Below are 19,909 nucleotides of genomic sequence, written 5' to 3'. Positions count from 1 at the left end.
TGAGTGTCGGCAGCGGTGTTACTGGCGGTAGCCGGCCAGGAAGTTACCCAGGCGCTCAATGGCCTGGGCCAGGTCCCGCGACCACGGCAGGGTGACGATCCGCAGGTGATCCGGTGTGGGCCAGTTGAATCCCGTGCCCTGCGTCAGCAGGATCTTCTCCTGCAACAACAGGTCGAGCACCAGTTGCTCGTCATCGTGGATGTCGTGCACCTCGGGATCCAGGCGCGGGAACGCGTACAGCGCCCCCGAGGGCTTCACACAGGACACCCCGGGGATCTCGTTGAGCTTCGTCCACGCGGTGTCCCGCTGCTCGAGGAGCCGACCGCCCGGCAACACCAGATCGTCGATGCTCTGATGGCCACCCAGAGCGACCTGAATCGCATGCTGGGCAGGCACATTCGGGCACAACCGCATGTTGGACAGCAGGCTGATGCCCTCGATGAAGCTGCTCGCGTGCTCCTTGGGGCCGGTGATGACCAGCCAGCCGGAGCGGTAGCCGGCCACTCGGTAGGCCTTGGACAACCCATTGAAAGTCAGACACAGAAGGTCGGGCGCCAATGTCGCCAGCGAGATGTGCTTGGCGTCGTCGTAAAGGATCTTGTCGTAGATCTCGTCGGCCAACAGCAGGAGCTGATGCTTGCGGGCCAACTCCACCATCTGCTCCAGGGTTTCGCGGCTGTACACCGCGCCCGTGGGGTTGTTCGGGTTGATCACCACCAGCGCCTTGGTGCGCTCGGTGATCTTGGACTCGATGTCGGCGACGTCGGGATTCCAGCCCTGGGTCTCGTCGCACATGTAGTGCACCGGGGTGCCGCCGGCCAGTGCGGTCGAGGCGGTCCACAGCGGGTAGTCCGGCGCCGGGATGAGCACCTGATCGCCGTTGTCCAGCAGCGCCTGCAGGGTCATGGTGATGAGCTCGGAGACGCCGTTGCCCAGGTAGACGTCTTCGATGTCGAACCGGGGGAAACCCTCGACCAGTTCGTACCGGGTGAACACCGCGCGGCGCGCACTGGCGATGCCCTTCGAATCCGAATAGCCCTGGGCATTCGGCAAGGCCTGGATCATGTCGCGCATGATCACGTCGGGTGCCTCGAAGCCGAACGGCGCGGGGTTGCCGATGTTGAGCTTGAGGATGCGGTGCCCTTCAGCTTCCAGCCGTGAGGCGTGCTCGTGTACCGGTCCACGGATCTCGTACAGGACGTCCTGCAGCTTCGTGGACTGGGTAAACGTACGCGGCTTCGGGTGCTGACCGGTCTGCCACGGCAACTGATGGGTAGTCACGTTCACCATGGTCTCATCACCGTCCACTGATTTTGGAATTTGCCGATGATGTGGGTGGCCACCGCCACAGTCCGCCGATTTGCCAAGGTGCGGCATCCGTGGGCGTTCCTGGGATTCGTATGCGAGCCGGCTGTGGATTCGCTTGGGTGAGCGCGCACCGTCCGAAAACCTGCGCAACCATGGCTGGAACGCAATCGCCCGACGATTTTCCCAGGTCAGAGGGTGTTTGCGTCGGCAATATTTCCACACGATTGGCAATCCACATGGCACGAATCACCAGCACTTTCCGAGTCAAGACGATGGCCGCGGCCCTCGGCGGCAGCGCCGTCGTCGCGATGGGCGTCCTCGCTGCGATGCTCGGCGGGGCCCAGCAGGGGCCGGCGACCGTCGTCTCCGATGGATCGATGACCCTCGGTGAGACCACCACCGTCACCTATACCGGCACCATCGCCCCTGTCGTCGCGGCGCCCGCGGTCAAGGCCAAGCCTTTCGGCGGTAGTGGCGGCTAGAACACCCCGGATACGCCGAACGGCCACCTCCGTTGTGGAGATGGCCGTTCGGTGCGTCAGCGACGTGCTCTAGCGCTTACCGGGGCGCTTGACGCCCGCTTTCATGCCCAGACCCACGACCGGCGGTTCCGGCTTGGCGGGTTCGGCAGACGCCTCGGCGGGCTTTTCAGCGGCCGGTTCCGGTGCCGGTTCAGCGGCCGGAGCCTCGGGTGCGGGCGCTGCGGGCGCGGCCGGGGCGGCCTTCTTGGCACCCGGACGACGTGCGCCCGCGGCGATGCCCAGACCCACGACCGGCGGTTCCGGCTTGGCCGGTTCGGCCGGTGCGGCAGCCGGAGCCTCAGCGGCCGGAGCCGCAGGGGCGGCGGGTGCAGCCGATGCTGCCGGAGCCGCTTTCTTGGCACCCGGACGCTTCGCGCCGGCCGCCATGCCCAGACCCTTCACCGGTGCCGCAGGTGCAGCCGGGGCGGCAGGAGCCTCGGCGGCGGGAGCGGCAGCGGCGGCCGGAGCCGCGGTCTTCTTGGCGCCCGGACGCTTGGCGCCACCGGCGATACCCAGGCCCTTGACCGGAGCAGCCGGAGCGGCGGTCTCGGCGGCGGGAGCGGCAGCGGCGGCCGGAGCCGCGGTCTTCTTGGCGCCCGGACGCTTGGCGCCACCGGCCATGCCCAGGCCCTTGACCGGTGCCGCAGCGGCGGCCGGTGCGGCCGGTGCCTCGGCAGCAGGCGCTGCCTCAGCCGCCGGGGCTTCCTCGACGACCGGAGCCGGGGCCGGTGCCGCAGCTGCGGCCTTGGCCTCTGCCTCGGCGCGTGCTTCGGCGAGCTTCTCGGATTCCTTGGCGGCCGTGCCCTTCTCGGGCAGGGTGACGTTGCTCTTGTCCAGCGAGTTCAGCAGCAGCTGAGCCACGTCGAGAACTTCGGCCTTCTCGACGTTGCGGGCGGCGGCCACGTCGTCGACACCGTCGGTGATCATCACGCGGCAGAACGGGCAGCCGGTCGCGATGGTCGAGGCGGTGTCCATCGCCTCTTCGGTGCGCTCGACGTTCACGCGCTTGCCGATGTGCTCTTCCATCCACATCCGCGCGCCACCGGCACCACAGCACAGGCCGCGGTCGGCGTGGCGGGGCATTTCCTTCAGCGTCACACCGGAGGCCTCGACCAGCTCACGCGGAGCCTCGTAGACCTTGTTGTGGCGACCCAGGAAGCACGGATCGTGGTAGGTGACCTCGGGGCCGCCGGTGGACTTGACGGGCACCAGCTTCTTGTCCCGGACCAGGCGGTTGAGCAGCTGCGTGTGGTGCACGACGGTGTAGTTGGCACCCAGCTGCGGGTACTCGCGGCCGATCGTGTTGAAGCAGTGCGGGCAGGTCACGATGATCTTGCGGTCGACCGTCTCGACACCCTCGAACAGCTCGTTGATGGTCTCGACGTTCTGCGCGGCCAGCTGCTGGAACAGGAACTCGTTGCCGGAGCGGCGCGCCGAGTCACCGGTACAGGTCTCGCCGGTGCCCAGCACCAGGAACTTCACGCCCGAGGCGGCCAGCAGCTCGGCGACCGCCTTGGTGGTCTTCTTGGCCCGGTCCTCGTAGGCGCCGGCGCAGCCGACCCAGAACAGGTACTCGAACCCGTCGAAGCTCTCGACGTCCTCGCCGTAGACCGGCACGTCGAAGTCGACCTCGTCGATCCAGTTGGTGCGGTCTTTGGCGTTCTGGCCCCAGGGGTTGCCCTTGGTCTCCAGGTTCTTGAACAGCACACCGAGCTCACCGGGGAACTCCGACTCGACCATGACCTGGTAGCGGCGCATGTCGACGATGTGGTCGATGTGCTCGATGTCCACCGGGCACTGCTCGACGCAGGCGCCACAGTTGGTGCAGGACCACAGCACGTCGGGGTCGATGACGCCGCCCTGCTCGGCGGTGCCGACCAGCGGGCGCAGCGCCTGCTCGGGGCCGGAACCCTCGATGCGTGCGAAGCCGTCCTCGGGCACCCCGTGTCCGTGCAGGCTGTCGCCCAGCGTGGCGAAGTCCACCGAGCCCTCTTCGGGCATCGGCTTGCCTTCGATGATGTAGGGAGCCTTCGCGAACAGGTGATCGCGGAGGTTCATCATCACGAGCTTGGGAGACAGCGGCTTACCGGTGTTCCAGGCCGGGCACTGCGACTGGCACCGACCACACTCGGTGCAGGTCGCCATGTCGAGGTTGGCCTTCCAGGTGAAGTCCTCGATCCGGCCCTTGCCGAACACCGCGTCCTCGGCGGGATCCTCGAAGTCGATCTTCTCGCCCTTGTATTCCATCGGCAGCAGCGGGCCGAGGCCGTCGGGCAGACGCTTGAACGTGACGTTGATCGGGGCCAGACCGATGTGCAGGTGCTTGGAGTGCAGCACGATCAGCAGGAAGGCCAGCATGACGGCGAGGTGGGCCAGCAATGCGATGCTCTCCAGCCACACGTTGGCGGTGTGGCCCAGCGGAGCCAGCAGCGCGGCCATGCCATCGGAGAAGAAGGCGCCGGACTGGTACGGGAAGTTCTCACCCAGCACGTTGACGGCCGCACCGCGGAACACCGCGTAGGTCGCGATGACCAGGAAGATCATGATCAGAATCGTCCAGGCGCCACCGTTGTGCGAACCGTAGAAGCGGGATTCGCGGCCCAGCTGCTCGGGGTTCTTACGGATGCGGATGATCGCGAAGACGATGATGCCGGCCAGCACGGCGACGGCGAAGAAGTCCTGCAGGAAGCCCAGCACGGCCCAGCGGCCGACGAACGGGATGTGGAACTCGGGGTTGAACAGCACCCCGTAGGCCTCCAGGTACACCGTGGCCAGGACGAAGAAGCCCCACATGGTGAAGAAGTGCGCAATGCCGGGGATCGACCACTTCAGCAGCTTCGACTGGGCGAAGACTTCCTTGTTCTGGTTCAGGAAACGCTGGACGAGATGGTCCTTGCGGCCGCGCTCGTCACCGACTGTCTGGCCCGAGCTGATCAGCTTCGTCAGCCACAGCATGCGCTTGGCGGCGAACGCCAACACGACGAGTGTGGCGAGCACACCGATAATCAGCCGTGACAGAGTCAGGGTGTGTTCGAGACTCTCCACAGAAACGCCTCCATTTCGCGAGTTACCCGACGGTAACTTAGGCCTAGTTACCCGTCGGTAACTTAGCTTCCTTCAGCTCATAGTGACATTTCTGTGTTTCCTGCCGCTACCGAGGCTTACCTAACTTGGAGCTGACTGTGGTACAGCTCTCAGCTGCGAAGAGCACTGCGCCGCGGATTGCTGCGACATATTGACCGCAATCCGCGGCGTTGGCGTCGTTCAGCCCAGCGGCGCCAGCATCGCCCGCAGCATCGACAGCATTTCCGTCCGCGACTCGGCGCCGAGGCGCCGCCGAATCCGGGCCACGTGGTGCTCGACGGTCTTCGCGGAGATGAACAGCTGACTGCCGATATCGCGGTAGGGCATCCCGAGCAGCAGTAGTTCGGCCACTTCCCGCTCGCGGTCGGACAATTTGGTCGAGGACGGGGCCGAAGTCGGCTGGGGTGCGGCGCCGGCGGGGACCGCAGACGCCACTGAGGCGATTTCCGTCTCCTCGACGGCACTGGTCTGTTTGAGGTCGCGGGCCAGTTGGAGCATCGCCTGGGATACCCGGGCGTCCGGCGTTTGCAGCGCGGCCTGGCTGGCCAGCCGGGTGCCGTCCCAGGTCAGGCCGAACTGGGACAGCGCGCGTGCCGCGGCGGTGACCTCATCGATGTCGACGTGGTTGGCCAGCACCCGCAACCAGGTGCGCCCGCCGTTGGCCAGTGCCCGGGCAAAGGCACTGTGTCCGGCCGCGGCCGTCAGCGCCTGACCGTGCGGGGCAACCGCTCCGGGGGAGTTGGCCAGAATCCCGGCGTGCACACCGGCCCAGTGCAGCGGCACCGACCACAACACCGGGTTGCCGAGTGCTGCGAGCAGATCCCAGGCCTCGGACAGCGCATGCTCCAGCCGGTCGACCTGACGCATACGGGCACCGGCCACCCACAACTCTCCCAGCGGCAGCAGGGAGAACAGATCCATCGAATACTCGGCGAGCACCTCCACCGCCGCATACCAGTGCTTCTGCACCGCGCCGCTGTCCCCGCTGCGCCGGGCGATCGCGGTACGCAGCGCGGCGGCCCACAAGGCGTCGCGCCGGTGCAGATCCTCTCCCGATTCGGCCGCGGCGACGTCGGCGCCGGCCGCGCCGAGCTGACCGTCCTGCATCTTCACCCAGCCCAACAGCAGTCGGTGTCGAGCCGCACTGAAAACTTCGTCACCCGCCCCGCCCGCTCGCACGGCCCGGCTGATCACGCTGCGCGCCCGCACCGAATCGCCGCCGTGCAGCGCCGCCAGCGTCACCAACGCGGCCGGGGTATCGGGGGCGACGCCGCCGGACTGATACTCCGACGTGACCGCCTGCCCCAGCCGGGCCACGGTCACCGCGAACGGTTGATCCAGCGACAGCACCAGCCCCTCGGCCAGGCTGCGAGCCGCGCGTGCCGTCGAGGTGGGCGGGCCGGCCGGTTCGGTACTCGCCGATGCCCGCGCGGCCTCGCCGTCACCGGCCGCGAGGAACGCTGTCGTACTCGCCGAACTGACCAGGACGTCCGGATACGGGCCGAGCCAGCGGAACAGGTCGGCGGCCTGGGCGGTGCCACCGTCGTGCATGGCGACGCTGGCTGCGACCCGCACCGCGGTGGCCCGTTCGGCCGGGTCCTCGGAGCTGAGCAGCTCATCGGCCATCCGGGCCGCGGTGGTGCAGTCTCCGGCGAGCGCCAGCGCGTCGGCCAGCCGGGTGCTCACCGCCGCCGCGCCGGCCGTGACCGCGGCCCGGTAGAGCCGGGCCGCCCGCGCGGGCCGGGCGCGATTGTGGGCGGCGTGCTCAGCGAGGGCCTCGGCCAGCCGATCGTCGCGCAATCCGTGCTCGGCCAGTCGAACCGCGAGGTCGGCCGACAGCGTGGACAACTCGAGTTGTGAAGAGAGAAGGGAGGATTCGATCTCGTGATGGCGAGCGGCACCGGTGATCTGGGCGAGTGACTCGTGAACCATCCGGATGAACCGGCGGTCATGTGACGGCTCCACCAGCCCGGCAGCCCGGGCCCGATCCACCACGGCCGACGCCTCGGCGCCAGTCAACCGCAGTGCCGCCGCTACGTCGTCGGGACCGAGATCGTGGCTCAGCGACAGGATCAGCAGCGCATCGCGGGTGTCGTCGTCGACCCTGCGTAACCGCTGCAACAGCTCGAACCGGGCTGCCTCGGCCGGCGCATCGACCGCATCCACCGCCACGCGCAACAGAAATGGCAACCCGGCGGTCGCGGCCAGCACCGACCTGACGGTTTCCTGGGTTGCCGGAGCTCCCATTGCCGTGCTCAGTGCCCGGCCCATCTCGGCTGTCGGTATGGACCCGAGCCGCAACACCGGGTGCTCCCGCTCCAGTGCGGTGCCCAACGCGACCAGCGGAACGCGGTGGGTCAACGGCTCGCACGCCACGACGACAGTCGCTGCTGGGTCAGCGACTGTCTCTGCAAGACAGTCGATTTCGCTGTCGCTGAGAAAGTGTGCATCGTCGACCACGAACGCGGACTCCGGTGCGTCACCCGGTCGGGGCGCGCGGGTCAACACGACGCGACCGGCCTCACGCAGCGCGTTGCGAACCGCGGCGAGCACCGTGCTCTTGCCGGTTCCGATACCGCCGGACACCAGCAGCTTGACCGGAGCGGCGGGGTTAGCCAGCACCTCATCGATCGCCGATCGGGCAGCCAACGGCAGCTCCGGGACGGGCTCCGGCGCCGGGTCGGTCATCAGTGCCGGCCTAGGCTCCGCCGCCGCCCTCTGCCGCAGTGGTCGTGACCGGCGGCTGGGTGGTGGTCGGCGGTTGCGTCGTCGTCGGTGGCTGCGTGGTCGTGGTCGGCGGTTGCGTCGTGGTGGTCGTGGTGCGCGTCGTCGTGGTTGTCGACGGTGTGGTGGTGGTCGTGGTCGTCGTTGTGGTGGTCGGGCTGGTCGTCGTGGTCGTTTCGGGCGACGACGTCGTCGTCTCCGGCGGCGGGGGCGGCGCCACGACCGTGGTCGTCTTGACGCCGTCGGGACCTTCGGTCACGGTGGTGACCGGCTCGGGCGGCGGTCCTTCCGGGGACGGACCCATCGAGTAGGTGGTGCTGGTTTCGGTGACCGGAGTCGAATCCCCTTCGGAGCTGGTCAAAGTCACCGCGAGTCCACCGGCGGCCAGCAGTGCGGCCGCCGCCGCGGCCCCGAACAGGATCGGCGGTCGTTTGTACCAGGGGAGCGGCGCCGGTCCGGCGTCGTACATCTCCTCCTCATGGCTGAACTCCACCGGTGGCCGCGCCGCGGTCATGCCTGCGGGAGTCTCATAGTCACCGCCGGTATAGGGCACCGGCTCGTTGCCCGGCGCGTCATCCTCCGACCAGGCCAGGGCCGCCGCATTGGCGCCGGGAGCCATGGCCGTTGGGGCCATGCCGGTTGCGGCGTCGGCGTCGGTCACCTCGGGAGCCAAACCCGTCGGCGCATCGGCGGCGGCCACCGCAGGGGCCAAACCTGTTGCGGCACCGGCCTCTGCGACGCGCTCAGCAACCAGAGCGGCCCCGACGGCCACATCCAGTTGGGGTCGCTGGGTTGTCGCCACCGGTGCACGCAACCGCTCCGATACCCGCTGGGTCACAAACGGGATCGCCGCGCCGCCGCCCACGGTGGCTACCGCGTTCACGCTCGACAACGCAATGTTGTTGCGCTGCAACGTGTCTTCGACGACATCCAGCAGACCCGCCAGCGGCGCCGACATGAGTTGGTCGAGTTCGGGGCGGGTCACCCGGAACTCGGAGTTGAATCCGGGCAGTTCGGTGGGAATCGAGGTCGCCGTTTCGGCCGACAGCCGCTCCTTGGCCTGGCGGCACTCCGCGCGCAGCCGCGCCAGCGAACCGACCGCTGCGGTGCCCGCCGGATCGGCGTCGCTGGCCGCCGCGATGCCGCTGAGTACGTGGTTGAGCAACGCCTGGTCGATCTGGTCGCCGGAGAAATCGGGATAACGGACCGTCTGGCCGATGGTGGCGAAACCCGCCCCGGCGTCGGCCAGCGTGACACTCGTGCCGCTGCCGCCGAAATCGCACAACACCACGACGCCCTCGGTGGGCAAGCCGGGATCGGCCCGAAGGGCTGCCAGTGCGGTCAGCGAGTCGGGCACCAGCGCCGGCGGCACGCCGCCGGGCGACAGTGCGGGCTTGTGGCGCAGCGCGCCGCGCAACGCGCCGACGGTGCTCGGGCCCCAGTGCGCCGGCACGGCGATGGCGACCGGTGCACCACCGCCCGCGGCGCGGGCCATCAGGTCCAGTGCCTCGGCCAGCACCAGTTCGCCGCGATGCTGGGACCCGTCGGCGGCGACCAGCGGCACCGGGTCACCCACCCGCTCGACGAAACCGGCCAGCGGCAATCCGCTGCCGGTGTACTCGCCCACATCAGGGGCGCGGTCGTTGTGCAGGGTGAAGATCGATCGGCGGATCACCGGTTGGCGGCCTTCGCGGGCTGCCACCAGGTTGGTCATCCCGATCGACAACCCCAGTGAGTCGGTCATCAGGCGTCACTCCTGTTGTCTCGGCCGAAACCTCACCCTAACTGCTGGGACCCCCTGCGCCCGTGATTGAACCCCTAGTGGCGTCAATCCCCTAATGTCCACCCCCCTAACGGCGGCCGGGCAGGGGTGGGTTCGGCACCGATCCCAGCGCCCTCACAGCTGGCTAGCATTCGAATCGAACTGTTGAGGAGGTGGAGCATGGCGAACACATTGCTGGACTTTGTGATGTCGCTGGTACGCGACCCCGACGCCGCTGCCCACTATGCCGCCGACCCGGCCCAGGCCATTGCCGACGCCCACCTGACCGATGTGACCAGCGCGGACGTCAACAACCTGATTCCCGTCGTATCGGAATCGTTGTCCATGACGGGCGCCAACAGCGGGCTCGGCGACTTCGGTACCGCAGACCCGGGCGGCAACGTCTGGGCGAGCGGCGCGGCGACCGCGGCGTTCGATGCCTTCGGCGACCACGTGCCGGTCGATGCCCCCAACGATGCCTGGGACTCGACGGCCGGCCAGGTCATCGATCAGTCAGGCGCTCTGGACCACCTGGTGTCTTCGGCTTCGGCCATCGACGACGGTGGCTTCGTGAATCAGCCGCTCGATGACGTATCGCTGCAGCTCAGCGAACCGGTCATCGAGGATGTGCCGATCGTCGACCCGGCACCGATCCCAGATTGGGACCATCCGGCCGTCGACGACCAACACCACACCGACAGCGGTGGCGGATTCGACATCTTCGACTGACCTGCCCCAGCGTTCCAATAGGCGCACGACCCCAGTGGTCGTGCGCCTATTGCGTTTACCTGCGAAAACGTCAATAGATTCGGGGTCGATCTGAACTGCCCCTAGGTATCCCCTAAGCCCCTATTGGGGCCACCCCCCACACCCCGAGTAGGGGCGATACGGGGAGGGGAATCGACCCCGTTTCCGGGGCTGCGGCGCGCCCATAACGTTGTCTCCAGATCGCCGGAGAGCCCGGCGGGGGACTCACCAGAGACTCCCAGAAACATCCGAAAGGTTGGAGAAATGACCACTCTGATCGACTTCATCCTGGACCTGTTCCGCAGCCCCGCCTCGGCAGCTTCGTTCATCGCCGATCCGGATGGCAGCCTGCGTGACGCCGGCCTGCCGAACGTCACCGCAGCCCAGCTGCACGCCGTCGCGGCCACCGCGGCCCCGGCCGGTGTGCTGCTCGGTGGCGGCAACCCGGTGCTCGGCCTGCAGCGCGCGGTCGCCGATCACCACAGCATCCCCGCCCAGTTCGGGAACCAGGTCGCCTCGCCGTTCTCCCCGCAGACGCAGGTGGCCAGCAACAACGACACCGAGTGGGCCAGCCACAACAACGTCCCGGTGATGAGCCCCAACCAGGACGCCGGCGCCAACGCCCAGCAGGGCGCGTTCAACCTCGGCTTCGGTGACATCACCCTCGGCGACAAGAGCACCAACACCGCCACCAACGGCGGCGTGGTGGTCGACGGCGAGAACAAGGGCGACATCGTCAGCGGTGACGGCGCGGTGCTCGGCGACGGCAACACCACCAACAACGGTGACGTCTGGGCCGGTTCCGGCTCGCACGTCAACGTGGGCGAGGGCAATGCCATCGAGGACAGCTCGCAGCACGCCGGCGGCGACGTGGTGTCCGGCAACGACGGCCCGGTGATCAAGGACGTCGACATGAGCGGCGGCCACGGTGGCGGCGCGTCCGGCGGCGACAGCCTGATCGGTATCGGCAGCGGCGGTGCATCCGGTGGCGACGGTGGCAACGCCGGCTCGATCATCCTCACCGATGCCTCGACCCACGCGGTCGGCGGCAACCAGACCACGGTCGACGGTGACTACGGCAGCCGCAACACCCAGGACAACTCGACGCACACCTCGGTGCAGACCGAATCGACGCACAGCGTCGAGGACAACTCGTCGAGCTACTCGTCCAACATCGCGTCGAACAACGACACGTCCTTCGGGTCGCACAACGACACCAGCTCGGCGCTGGGCTCGGGTAACAGCTACGACTCGCACTCGCAGTCCCACACCGACGTCGCGTCGCACAACGCGACCGACACCGGGTTCGACGCCTTCTGATCGATCCGCACAGGGGCGGGGGCCATCCGTACGCGGGTGGTCCCCGCCCTATTGGCGCGCCTACCGTTGAGCCCGGCACGCAGGAGGGACTTCCATGACGCAACCGAACGACCAGCGCAATGCCGCGGCAGGCGATCCGCGCAAGGTCAAGGTGATCGTCGAACTCATCGACCACACCAGCACGATCGCCGCCACCTATGACCGCGGGGACCTGGTGGAGCGGCTGAGGCTGGCGAAGGTGCGTATCAGCGATCCGCAGATCCGGGTGGTCATCGCCGGTCAGCTCAAGCAGGGCAAGAGCCAGCTGCTGAACTCGCTGCTCAACATTCCGGTGGCCCGCGTCGGCGACGACGAATCCACCGTGCTGGCCACCGTCGTGGCCTACGGCGAGCAGGCGTCGGCGCGCCTGGTGGTGGCCCGGCCCGACGGGGCCGAACCCGAACTGATCGACATCCCGCCGTCGGAGGTGACCAATGACCTGCGCCGCGCTCCGCAGGCCGGCGGCCGCGAGGTGCTGCGGGTCGAGGTGACCGCCCCGAGCCCCCTGCTCAAGGGTGGGCTGGCCTTCGTCGACACCCCGGGCGTCGGTGGGCTCGGGCAACCGCACCTTTCGGCGACCCTGGGCCTGCTGCCCGACGCCGACGCGCTGCTGATGGTCAGCGACACCAGCCAGGAGTTCACCGAACCGGAAATGACCTTCATCCGCCAGGCGATCGAAATATGCCCGGTGGCAACAATTGTCGCTACCAAGACCGACCTGTACCCGCATTGGCGTGAGATCGTCGGTGCCAACACCGGCCACCTGCAGCGGGCGGGCATCTCGACCCCGATCACCCCGGTCTCCTCCGTCCTGCGCACCCACGCGATCCAGCTCAACGACAAAGAGCTCAACGAGGAATCGAACTTTCCGGCCATCGTGAAGTTCCTGTCCGACCGGGTGTTGACGCGGGAGAGCGACCGGATCCGCGACGAGGTGGTGGCCGAAATTCATTCGGCCGCAGAACATCTGCTCCTATCGGTGAACTCCGAGCTGTCCGCGTTCACCGATCCGGATGAACGCGAGCGGCTGACCGCCGAGCTGGAACGGCGCAAGCAGGAAGCCCAGGATGCCCTGCAGCAGACCGCGCTGTGGCAGCAGGTGCTCAACGACGGCATCGCCGACCTGACCGCCGACGTCGATCACGATCTGCGCCACCGGTTCCGCAACATCACCCAGCACGCCGAGAAGGTCATCGACAACGGCGACCCCACGCTGCACTGGGCCGAGATCGGCTCGGAGTTGGAGGAGTCGGTGGCCACCGCCGTCGGCGACAACTTCGTCTGGGCGTACCAGCGTGCGGAGGCACTGGCGGCCGAGGTGGCCCGGACCTTCACCGAGGCAGGCCTGGAGGCGGTGCAGCTGCCTCAGATCGACGCCCGAGACATGGGTGCCGGATTCGGCGAGATGAAATCGCTGGCCAGGCTGGAGGCCAAGCCGATCAAGGCCGGGCACAAGGTCATCACTGGCATGCGCGGCTCCTACGGTGGCGTGCTGATGTTCGGCATGCTCACCTCGTTCGCCGGGCTGGGCATGTTCAACCCGCTGTCGCTGGGCGCGGGCCTGGTACTGGGGCGCAAGGCCTACAAGGAAGACATGGAGAACCGCATGCTCCGGGTCCGCGGCGAGGCCAAGACGAACATGCGCAAGTTCATCGACGACGTCGCCTTCGTCGTCGGCAAGGAGTCGCGGGACCGCCTCAAGGGCATCCAGCGGCAACTGCGCGACCACTACCGCGGGATCGCCAACCAGACCACCCGCTCGCTCAACGAGTCGCTGCAGGCCACGCTGGCCGCGGCGAAGGTCGAGGAGAACGAGCGCAACACCCGGGTCAGGGAGCTGGAGCGGCAGAAGAACATCCTGACCCAGGTGGTCGACCACGCCAACGGCATGGCAGGCGCGGGCTACTAAGCTCCAAGAGCCAGTTTTCGATGAACCCCGGGTTGACTTCCGGGTTGGAAGAGGTGGACTCCGCAGCGTGAGCACGGCCGATCAGGTGCGCTCGATTCTGGGCGGCACCATCAAGGCGTACCGGGGCGACCCGGCCTATCGCAATCGGCCCGACGTACACAACGAACTCGACCGCATCGGGCGCAGGCTCAACCAGCCCATCCGTATCGCGCTGGCCGGCACGCTCAAGGCGGGCAAGTCGACGCTCGTCAACGCCCTGGTCGGGGAGGACATCGCGCCCACCGATGCCACCGAGGCAACCCGCATCGTCACGTGGTTCCGGCATGGGCCCACCCCCAAGGTGACCGCCAACCACCGCGGCGGCCGTCGCTCCAACGTGCCGATCGCGCGGGGCACCAACGACCAGTCGAATTACCGGGGTCTGACGTTCAGCTTCACCGGACTCAACCCCGAGGACGTGGTGGATCTCGACGTCGAGTGGCCCGCGGCCGAGCTCATCGACACCACGATCATCGACACCCCGGGAACCTCGTCACTGTCGCGGGACGTCTCGCAGCGAACCCACCGGCTCCTGGTCCCAGAGGACGGCGTGCCCCGCGTCGACGCGGTGGTGTTCCTGTTGCGCACCCTCAACGCCGCCGACATCGCCCTGCTCAAGCAGATCGGCGAACTCGTCGGTGGATCCTCGGGCGCACTCGGCGTGATCGGGGTGGCCTCGCGGGCCGACGAGATCGGTGCCGGCCGCATCGACGCCATGATGTCGGCCAAGGACGTGGCCAAACGGTTCACCGAGGAGATGGACAAGACCGGGATCTGCCAGGCCGTCGTCCCGGTGTCGGGTCTGCTCGCACTCACCGCCCGCACCCTGCGGCAGAGCGAGTTCGTCGCCTTGCAGAAGCTCGCCGGCGTCGAGCCGGCGGCACTGACGAAGGCGATGCTGAGCGTGGACCGCTTCGTCCGCGAGGACAGTGCACTGCCGGTGGACGCATCCACCCGGGCGGCGCTGCTTGACCGGTTCGGCATGTTCGGCATCCGGATCTCGATCGCGGTGATCCACGCCGGGGTGTCCGACTCCGTGGCCCTTGCCGACGAACTGCTGGAGCGCAGCGGTCTGATCGCCCTGCGTGACGTGATCGACCAGCAGTTCGCACAACGTTCGGAGCTGCTCAAGGCACACACGGCGCTGTTATCGCTGCGACAGTTCGTGCAGCACAACCCGATCTACGCGACGCCTTACATCCTCGCCGACATCGACCCGCTGCTGGCCGACACGCATGCCTTCGAGGAGCTTCGGCTGCTCAGCCTGCTGCGGTCTCGCCCCACGACGTTGAACGAGGACGAGATGGCCTCGCTGCGCCGGATCATCGGCGGCTCGGGCACCGATGCGGCCAGCCGGCTCGGACTGCAACCTGACGCCCCGTTCGACGGGCCTCGCTCGGCCTTCGCCGCGGCCCAGCGTTGGCGGCGGAGGGCCGAACATCCCCTCAACGATCCGTTCACCACGCGAGCCTGCCGGGCCGCGGTGCGCAGTGCAGAGGCGCTGGTCGCCGAGTACTCGTCGCGCCACTAACGAATCAGGGCTCTCCGTCGACATACAGGTATGCGTGATTGCCTGGGGTTGTCCGTGGGGGCGACCAATCTGGTGGCGATCGCCGATCATGCGCCGCTGGTGCGGCGGGCGGTGTTCACCGTATCCGCGCAGCACGGTCCCCTGGTCGGCGCGCCGTCTTCGGCTGACGGCGGGTTGGTGTTCGCCGATTTCGTCGGACGGGTGGGCGACCCGGTGCCGCTGGTCGCCGCCGACGGGTCGACGCATCGCGCCGAGCGGCTGCTGGCCGGTGCGGTCGAGGCGCTGACGCGCGAGACCAGTCCGACGCACCGTCCCGACGTGTCGGTTCTGACGGTGCCCGCGCACTGGAGTTCGGCGGCTGCCGATTCCGTGCGAGCAGCGTTGCCCGGGGTTCGCGTGGTTCCCGATTCGGTCGCGGCGCTGACGGCCATCCAGGCGCATCCGGGCCTGCCGGCCCGCGGCGTCGTCGCCCTGTGCGATTTCGGAGGTTCCGGCACCAGCCTGACCCTGGCCGACGCCGGGGCAGGGTTCGCGACCATCGGGCAGACGGTGCGGTACCAGGACTTCTCCGGTGACCTGATCGACCAGGAAATGCTGCGGCATGTCCTGAGCAATCTGGACGCCGAGCCGGCCGGCACCGCGGCGGTGACCGCATTGGCCCGGTTGCGGGAACAGTGTCGCGAGGCCAAGGAACAGTTGAGCGATCAGAGCGCCACCAGCCTGCCCGGGGTGGGCGGCGCGATGAGGCTCACCCGCGCCGAACTGGACGCTGCGGTCGACCAGCCGCTCGGCGGTGTGATCGAGACCCTGCTGGACCTGCTGCGCCGCAACGGCATTCACCCGGCGCAGCTGGCGGCCCTGGTGACGGTCGGTGGCGGAGCGCGGATACCCCTTGTCACCCAAAGGCTTTCAGAGGCGTTCCGCATGCCGGTGACCACCGTGCCGCAGGCCCAGGTGATCGCGGCCGTCGGGGCCGCGCTGCTGGGACGCCGTGGCGCCGACGAGACAGCGACGCAGGTGGCATATGCCGCACCGGCATCCGGGCCCATGCTCGGTACCGGCACGATTGCGGCCTCTGCTCTGGCCTGGTCGGAGTCTGACTCGGTGGCTGAGGTCGCGGAGTTCGTCCCCGAGTCAGTGACCGACGATTCGGCCCGGCCGGAATTCGTGTTCTCCGAGCCCCCGCCGGCGCCCGCTCCCGCGGGTGTTCCCTGGTACCGGCGCGGGGGAGTGGTGGCCTACGCGGCGGTGTTCCTGACCGTCGTCGGCACGGTCGGGATGGTGCTGTCGGCGCGGGCAGACCGCCTCGATGCCGCGGCGACCGGATCCAGCGTGTTGGCGCCGCAGAACGTTCCGGCCGAGTCCCCGTTGGCTCAGAACGCGCCCGCGCCGCCGACCAGGACCGTGGTGGTGCGTGATCCGTCCTGGCCAGGACCCGGGGCGGCGCAAGCCGCACCCCGGCAGGCGTCCGCGCCGTGGCTGGTGCAGAGTCGGCAGAGCGCACCGCTTGCCCCGGCCCCGCAGCGGGTGGCGCCGATTCCTCGACCGGCCGCGCCAGCGCCGGCGCTGCCGCCTCCGCCCGCAGCGCTCCCGCCGATTCCGGTGCCGCCGTTGGTATTTCCGCCGGTGACGCTCCCGCAGTTGCCGATCCCGACGTTCAAACCGCCGGTCTCGGAGCCTGCGCCGTCGCCGTCGCCGTCGCCGTCGCCCAGTCCGACTCCCACGCCGGAGCCCAGCCCGTCGTCGGAGCCGACAGCGACGCCTCAGCCGACGCACACCCCGGAGCCGACGCCGGAACCGACCAAGGCGCCGGAGCCGACACAGGCTCCCGAACCGACGCCGGCGCCTACGCCCACATCAGCCGCGCCGACACCCTGACTCGCACCTGCGCCGCGGATTGCTGCTTGATAGTGACTGCAATCCGCGGCGTTGACGACTATGCGGCGCGGTCGAGCCGAATGAACTCACACCCCGGCCCGCACGGGCGGCCGGTTACGGCGATCCCGTGCCGCTGCAGCACCTGAGCGATCTTGCTCGCCGTTTGGCACGGTCGGTCGAAGACCTGCCCGTAGGACAGCCTGACGGTCGCCCGCCCGTCGACGGCGGCGTCGAGATCCCGTTCGAAATCCGCATCCCGCCTGGTAGATGAATCGTGGTAGATCCGGCCGTCGAGTTCGACGATGAGCTGTTCGCCGTATTCGGCATCGCGATAGCAGACGCCGACGGATGAGGCGGCCCGCTTCTGGCGTATGGCCTTGGGTAATCCATGTGGGCGCTCGACGCGGACGAGATAGCCGTGCTCGAGAACGGAGCAGGTGCCGTCGGCGATGTCGAGCAGCACCGCCCGCAGCCATCGGCGACGGCGGACGCGCCCCCGAGAATCGAGCAGTTGCAGCAGCCGCTGCGCGGTCGTTCGCCGCGATTGGCAGGCATTGGCCAGAGCGGCGATGGCATCGAGTTCGGACGCGGCGCGGCACGCGACATCGAGTACGGCTTCGTCGTACCGCATCCGCGGTGGGCCGACGTTCCACCACACCCGCTCCTGAAGGCTCGCAAGGTGATGGATGCGGACTCCTGCGGGCTCGGCAAGTGTCGTCCGGTTCCGCTCGACAGCGACATGGATGGGAGACGTCTCATTTCCCATGGCCGATTCGAAGCACAGGGCAGCCGGAGCCGCGTAAAGCACTGCAGCCCAAGCGCGTTGCGACCAGGCCGGCGGTCCGGTGTGGTCGACGTACACGCCCGCGTGGACCCGCGCCCATTCGTTGCGTCTGAGCAATCGTCGGATCTCGTGCTCCCGCAGCCCTGCGGCCAAGGCCTGCCGACGCGAGATCACGCCATCCTGTTGGCGAAGAAGCTCGTCGACGTCCACCGCGTCGATACTCGTGGACAGGCGCGTCGCCGACCAGAAGCTCTTCGAGGACCTGTGGATAACCATCAACGCCGCGGATCACTGCCCGATAGTGACTGCGATCCGCGGCGCTGAGTGCCGAGTCAGGCCGGGGGCTGCGTTGTCGTCGTCACCGGTGCAGTCGTGGTGGTGGTGGTCGTCGGCGCAGTCGTCGTGGTCGTGGTCTCGGTGGTGGTCGGAGGTGGTTCGGTTGTCGTGGTGGTTTCCACGACCGTCGTAGTGGTCGGCGCGACCGTCTCGGTGACGGTGTGCGTCGGGGCCGGAACCACTGGTGCCGAGGTGACGACCGATGTCGTGGTGGTCGGTGTGGTCGACGTGGTCGTGGTCGTCGACGACGGGGAATCCGACGAGAACAGCTGCACCAGGGCATAGATGACCAGTGCTGCGATGACTGCGCCCACCGCGCCCATGCCGATCAGTGCGGCGGGCTTGCGGTACCAGGGAAGGGGCTCGGGAGTGGGTGGTGCGGGTGGCTCGGAGTACTCGCCGTAGCTGGGGGCGTACTGGGTGGGCTCGTCGCCGTCGTAATAGTTCGACACGCGCCGATGGTAGGCGGGTTCAGCCGCCCGGCGGCGGATACAGCGTGCGTGTCACGTTGGTACGCGGTCGGTGGTGCGTCGTGGTGGGGTACTCGCCGTAGTCGGCGCTGCCCGACTCCGTCGTCGTAGTTGTGGTGGTTGTCGTGGTCGTCGACGTGGGCGAAGTCTCGGATGTGGTCGAGGTCCCGGAGGTGTCCGACGGCGAGGTCGTCGTGGTGTCGGACTCGCCCGGCACGCCGAACTCGGTGGTCACCGGAAGCTGGCTGGAGGTGCTCCGGGTGGTGGTCGACTTCGAGGTCTTCACCGATGTCGAGGTATAGGTGGGCGGGACGAAATCTATCGGCGCATCCTCAGGCCCGCCTGAGCTGGTCAGCGCAATCGCCGCCCACAGCACCAGGCCGATCACGGCGAGGGCGGCCGCGCTGGCCCCCGCCACCGCCGGCGTCGAATGATGCCAGGGCGCCTCGGGAGGCTGCCCCTGGTCGTCGTCGTCACCGGTCACGGGCACCGATACTATGCCCGGCCTCCGAGCGGGTCGCGGTCAGCTCAGCTGACGGATGACATCGGTGGCGAAGAGCTCGAGATGATCCAGATCGGACTGGTCGAGCAGTTGCAGGTAGACCCGCTGCACTCCGGCCTCCAGGAACGGGGCCAACTTGTCGACGATCTCGGCCGGCGTGCCGACCAGCGGCGAATTGCTGCGCAGCTCGTCCACCTCGCGGTTGATCGCTGCGGCCCGCTTGGCGATCTGAGCCTCATCGCTGCCGGCGCACACGACGAACGCCGCCGAGTAGGTCACCGCGTCGGCGGGACGCCCGGCGTCGGACACGGCTGCGGCTACTCGTGCGAACTGAGTCTTGAGGGTGTCCAGCGGCACGAACGGCACGTTGAACTCCGCGGCGAATTCGGCGGCCAGCGCCGGTGTGCGCTTGGCGCCCATCCCGCCGATGACGATCGGGAGGTTCGACTGGGTGGGCTTGGGCAGCGCCGGGGAGTCGACGACGGTGTAGTGCTTGCCGGCGAAGTCGAAGGTGTCGCCGACGGGCGTGCTCCACAAGCCGGTGAGGATGCGCAACTGCTCTTCGAGCCGGTCGAAACGCTCGCCCAACGGGGGGAACGGGATGGCGTAGGCCTGGTGTTCGGCCTCGAACCAGCCGGCGCCGAGGCCCAGTTCGACACGGCCACCACTCATTTCATCGACCTGTGCCACCGAGATGGCCAGCGGTCCGGGGTGCCGGAAGGTGGCCGAGGTGACCATGGTGCCCAGCCGGATCGAAGAGGTTTCGCGTGCGATGCCGGCCAGCGTCACCCAGGAGTCGGTCGGCCCGGGCAGGCCGTCACCGCTCATCGCCAGGTAATGGTCAGACCTGAAGAATGCCGAGTAGCCGAGAGCCTCAGCGGCGCGGGCCACGGCGAGCTGGTCTGAGTACGTTGCGCCTTGCTGGGGTTCTACGAATACACGGAAATCCACGACG

General features: G+C 68.3%; 14 protein-coding genes. 6 read left to right on the top strand and 8 right to left on the bottom strand.

All coding sequences use genetic code 11. The features are described 5' to 3' along the window. Nucleotides 1–18: 18 nt before the first annotated feature. A complete protein-coding gene (locus ACNQR1_RS33520) occupies nucleotides 19–1,308 on the bottom strand; it encodes a pyridoxal phosphate-dependent aminotransferase (protein ID WP_418049812.1) in 1,290 nt (429 codons plus the stop codon). 236 nt (nucleotides 1,309–1,544) lie between these two features. Here ACNQR1_RS33520 and ACNQR1_RS33515 point away from each other — a divergent pair, with 236 nt between their 5' ends. Further along, entirely contained in the window at nucleotides 1,545–1,790 is a 246-nt protein-coding gene (locus ACNQR1_RS33515; RefSeq protein WP_418049811.1) for a hypothetical protein, read from the top strand. Between the two features lie 69 nt (nucleotides 1,791–1,859). Here ACNQR1_RS33515 and ACNQR1_RS33510 read toward each other — a convergent pair whose 3' ends face one another. The 3 genes from ACNQR1_RS33510 to ACNQR1_RS33500 all read right to left on the bottom strand — a co-directional run bounded on the left by ACNQR1_RS33510 (nucleotide 1,860) and on the right by ACNQR1_RS33500 (nucleotide 9,381). Next, the gene (locus ACNQR1_RS33510) at nucleotides 1,860–4,874 is read right to left on the bottom strand and encodes a heterodisulfide reductase-related iron-sulfur binding cluster (RefSeq protein ID WP_418049810.1); all 3,015 of its coding nucleotides are present in this window, start codon (nucleotides 4,872–4,874) and stop codon (nucleotides 1,860–1,862) included. A 219-nt stretch (nucleotides 4,875–5,093) separates the two neighbouring features. Continuing rightward, nucleotides 5,094–7,601: an isoniazid response ATPase/transcriptional regulator IniR gene (iniR, locus tag ACNQR1_RS33505; protein WP_418049809.1), complete on the bottom strand. Its 2,508-nt coding sequence runs from the start codon at nucleotides 7,599–7,601 to the stop codon at nucleotides 5,094–5,096. Nucleotides 7,602–7,611: 10 nt separating this feature from the next. Further along, the gene (locus ACNQR1_RS33500) at nucleotides 7,612–9,381 is read right to left on the bottom strand and encodes an Hsp70 family protein (RefSeq protein ID WP_418049808.1); all 1,770 of its coding nucleotides are present in this window, start codon (nucleotides 9,379–9,381) and stop codon (nucleotides 7,612–7,614) included. Between the two features lie 198 nt (nucleotides 9,382–9,579). Here ACNQR1_RS33500 and ACNQR1_RS33495 point away from each other — a divergent pair, with 198 nt between their 5' ends. From ACNQR1_RS33495 to ACNQR1_RS33475, 5 genes are all read left to right on the top strand, one after another. Then, on the top strand, nucleotides 9,580–10,128 hold the full coding sequence (locus ACNQR1_RS33495) for an Rv0340 family IniB-related protein (protein WP_418049807.1): 549 nt from the start codon (nucleotides 9,580–9,582) through the stop codon (nucleotides 10,126–10,128). Between the two features lie 282 nt (nucleotides 10,129–10,410). Then, complete coding sequence (locus tag ACNQR1_RS33490; protein WP_418049806.1) at nucleotides 10,411–11,466, top strand: IniB N-terminal domain-containing protein; 1,056 nt, start codon at nucleotides 10,411–10,413, stop codon at nucleotides 11,464–11,466. A gap of 94 nt (nucleotides 11,467–11,560) precedes the next feature. Then, on the top strand, nucleotides 11,561–13,414 hold the full coding sequence (gene iniA, locus ACNQR1_RS33485) for an isoniazid-induced dynamin-like GTPase IniA (RefSeq protein ID WP_418049805.1): 1,854 nt from the start codon (nucleotides 11,561–11,563) through the stop codon (nucleotides 13,412–13,414). Nucleotides 13,415–13,481: 67 nt separating this feature from the next. Further along, nucleotides 13,482–14,984, top strand: coding sequence for a dynamin family protein (locus ACNQR1_RS33480; protein ID WP_418049804.1), 1,503 nt, complete (start codon nucleotides 13,482–13,484; stop codon nucleotides 14,982–14,984). Nucleotides 14,985–15,014: 30 nt separating this feature from the next. Next, nucleotides 15,015–16,862, top strand: coding sequence for an Hsp70 family protein (locus ACNQR1_RS33475; RefSeq protein WP_418049803.1), 1,848 nt, complete (start codon nucleotides 15,015–15,017; stop codon nucleotides 16,860–16,862). A gap of 58 nt (nucleotides 16,863–16,920) precedes the next feature. On the opposite strand, the gene ACNQR1_RS33470 is transcribed toward ACNQR1_RS33475, so the two are convergent. The 4 genes from ACNQR1_RS33470 to ACNQR1_RS33455 form a co-directional block, all read right to left on the bottom strand. Beyond that, entirely contained in the window at nucleotides 16,921–17,856 is a 936-nt protein-coding gene (locus tag ACNQR1_RS33470) for a type IV toxin-antitoxin system AbiEi family antitoxin domain-containing protein (protein WP_418050603.1), read from the bottom strand. Nucleotides 17,857–17,978: 122 nt separating this feature from the next. Then, nucleotides 17,979–18,434, bottom strand: a complete 456-nt coding sequence (locus ACNQR1_RS33465) for a hypothetical protein (RefSeq protein WP_418049802.1) — start codon at nucleotides 18,432–18,434, stop codon at nucleotides 17,979–17,981. A gap of 19 nt (nucleotides 18,435–18,453) precedes the next feature. Further along, on the bottom strand, nucleotides 18,454–18,936 hold the full coding sequence (locus ACNQR1_RS33460; RefSeq protein WP_418049801.1) for a hypothetical protein: 483 nt from the start codon (nucleotides 18,934–18,936) through the stop codon (nucleotides 18,454–18,456). Nucleotides 18,937–18,975: 39 nt separating this feature from the next. Then, nucleotides 18,976–19,905: an LLM class F420-dependent oxidoreductase gene (locus ACNQR1_RS33455; protein WP_418049800.1), complete on the bottom strand. Its 930-nt coding sequence runs from the start codon at nucleotides 19,903–19,905 to the stop codon at nucleotides 18,976–18,978. Between the last annotated feature and the right edge of the window lie 4 nt (nucleotides 19,906–19,909).

The organism is Mycobacterium sp. 48b, assembly GCF_048282725.1.
GTDB lineage: Bacteria > Actinomycetota > Actinomycetes > Mycobacteriales > Mycobacteriaceae > Mycobacterium.
The sequence above is the reverse complement of the archived record's forward strand: the minus strand, read 5'-3'. Positions and strand labels throughout refer to the sequence as shown.

Bases quoted from the DNA above. Each gene is read 5' to 3' on its own strand.
- ACNQR1_RS33515 (WP_418049811.1), top strand. From the start codon at position 1,545: ATGGCACGAATCACCAGCACTTTCCGAGTCAAGACGATGGCCGCGGCC.
- iniR (WP_418049809.1), bottom strand. From the start codon at position 7,601: ATGACCGACCCGGCGCCGGAGCCCGTCCCGGAGCTGCCGTTGGCTGCC.
- ACNQR1_RS33500 (WP_418049808.1), bottom strand. From the start codon at position 9,381: ATGACCGACTCACTGGGGTTGTCGATCGGGATGACCAACCTGGTGGCA.
- ACNQR1_RS33495 (WP_418049807.1), top strand. From the start codon at position 9,580: ATGGCGAACACATTGCTGGACTTTGTGATGTCGCTGGTACGCGACCCC.
- ACNQR1_RS33490 (WP_418049806.1), top strand. From the start codon at position 10,411: ATGACCACTCTGATCGACTTCATCCTGGACCTGTTCCGCAGCCCCGCC.
- iniA (WP_418049805.1), top strand. From the start codon at position 11,561: ATGACGCAACCGAACGACCAGCGCAATGCCGCGGCAGGCGATCCGCGC.
- ACNQR1_RS33475 (WP_418049803.1), top strand. From the start codon at position 15,015: ATGCGTGATTGCCTGGGGTTGTCCGTGGGGGCGACCAATCTGGTGGCG.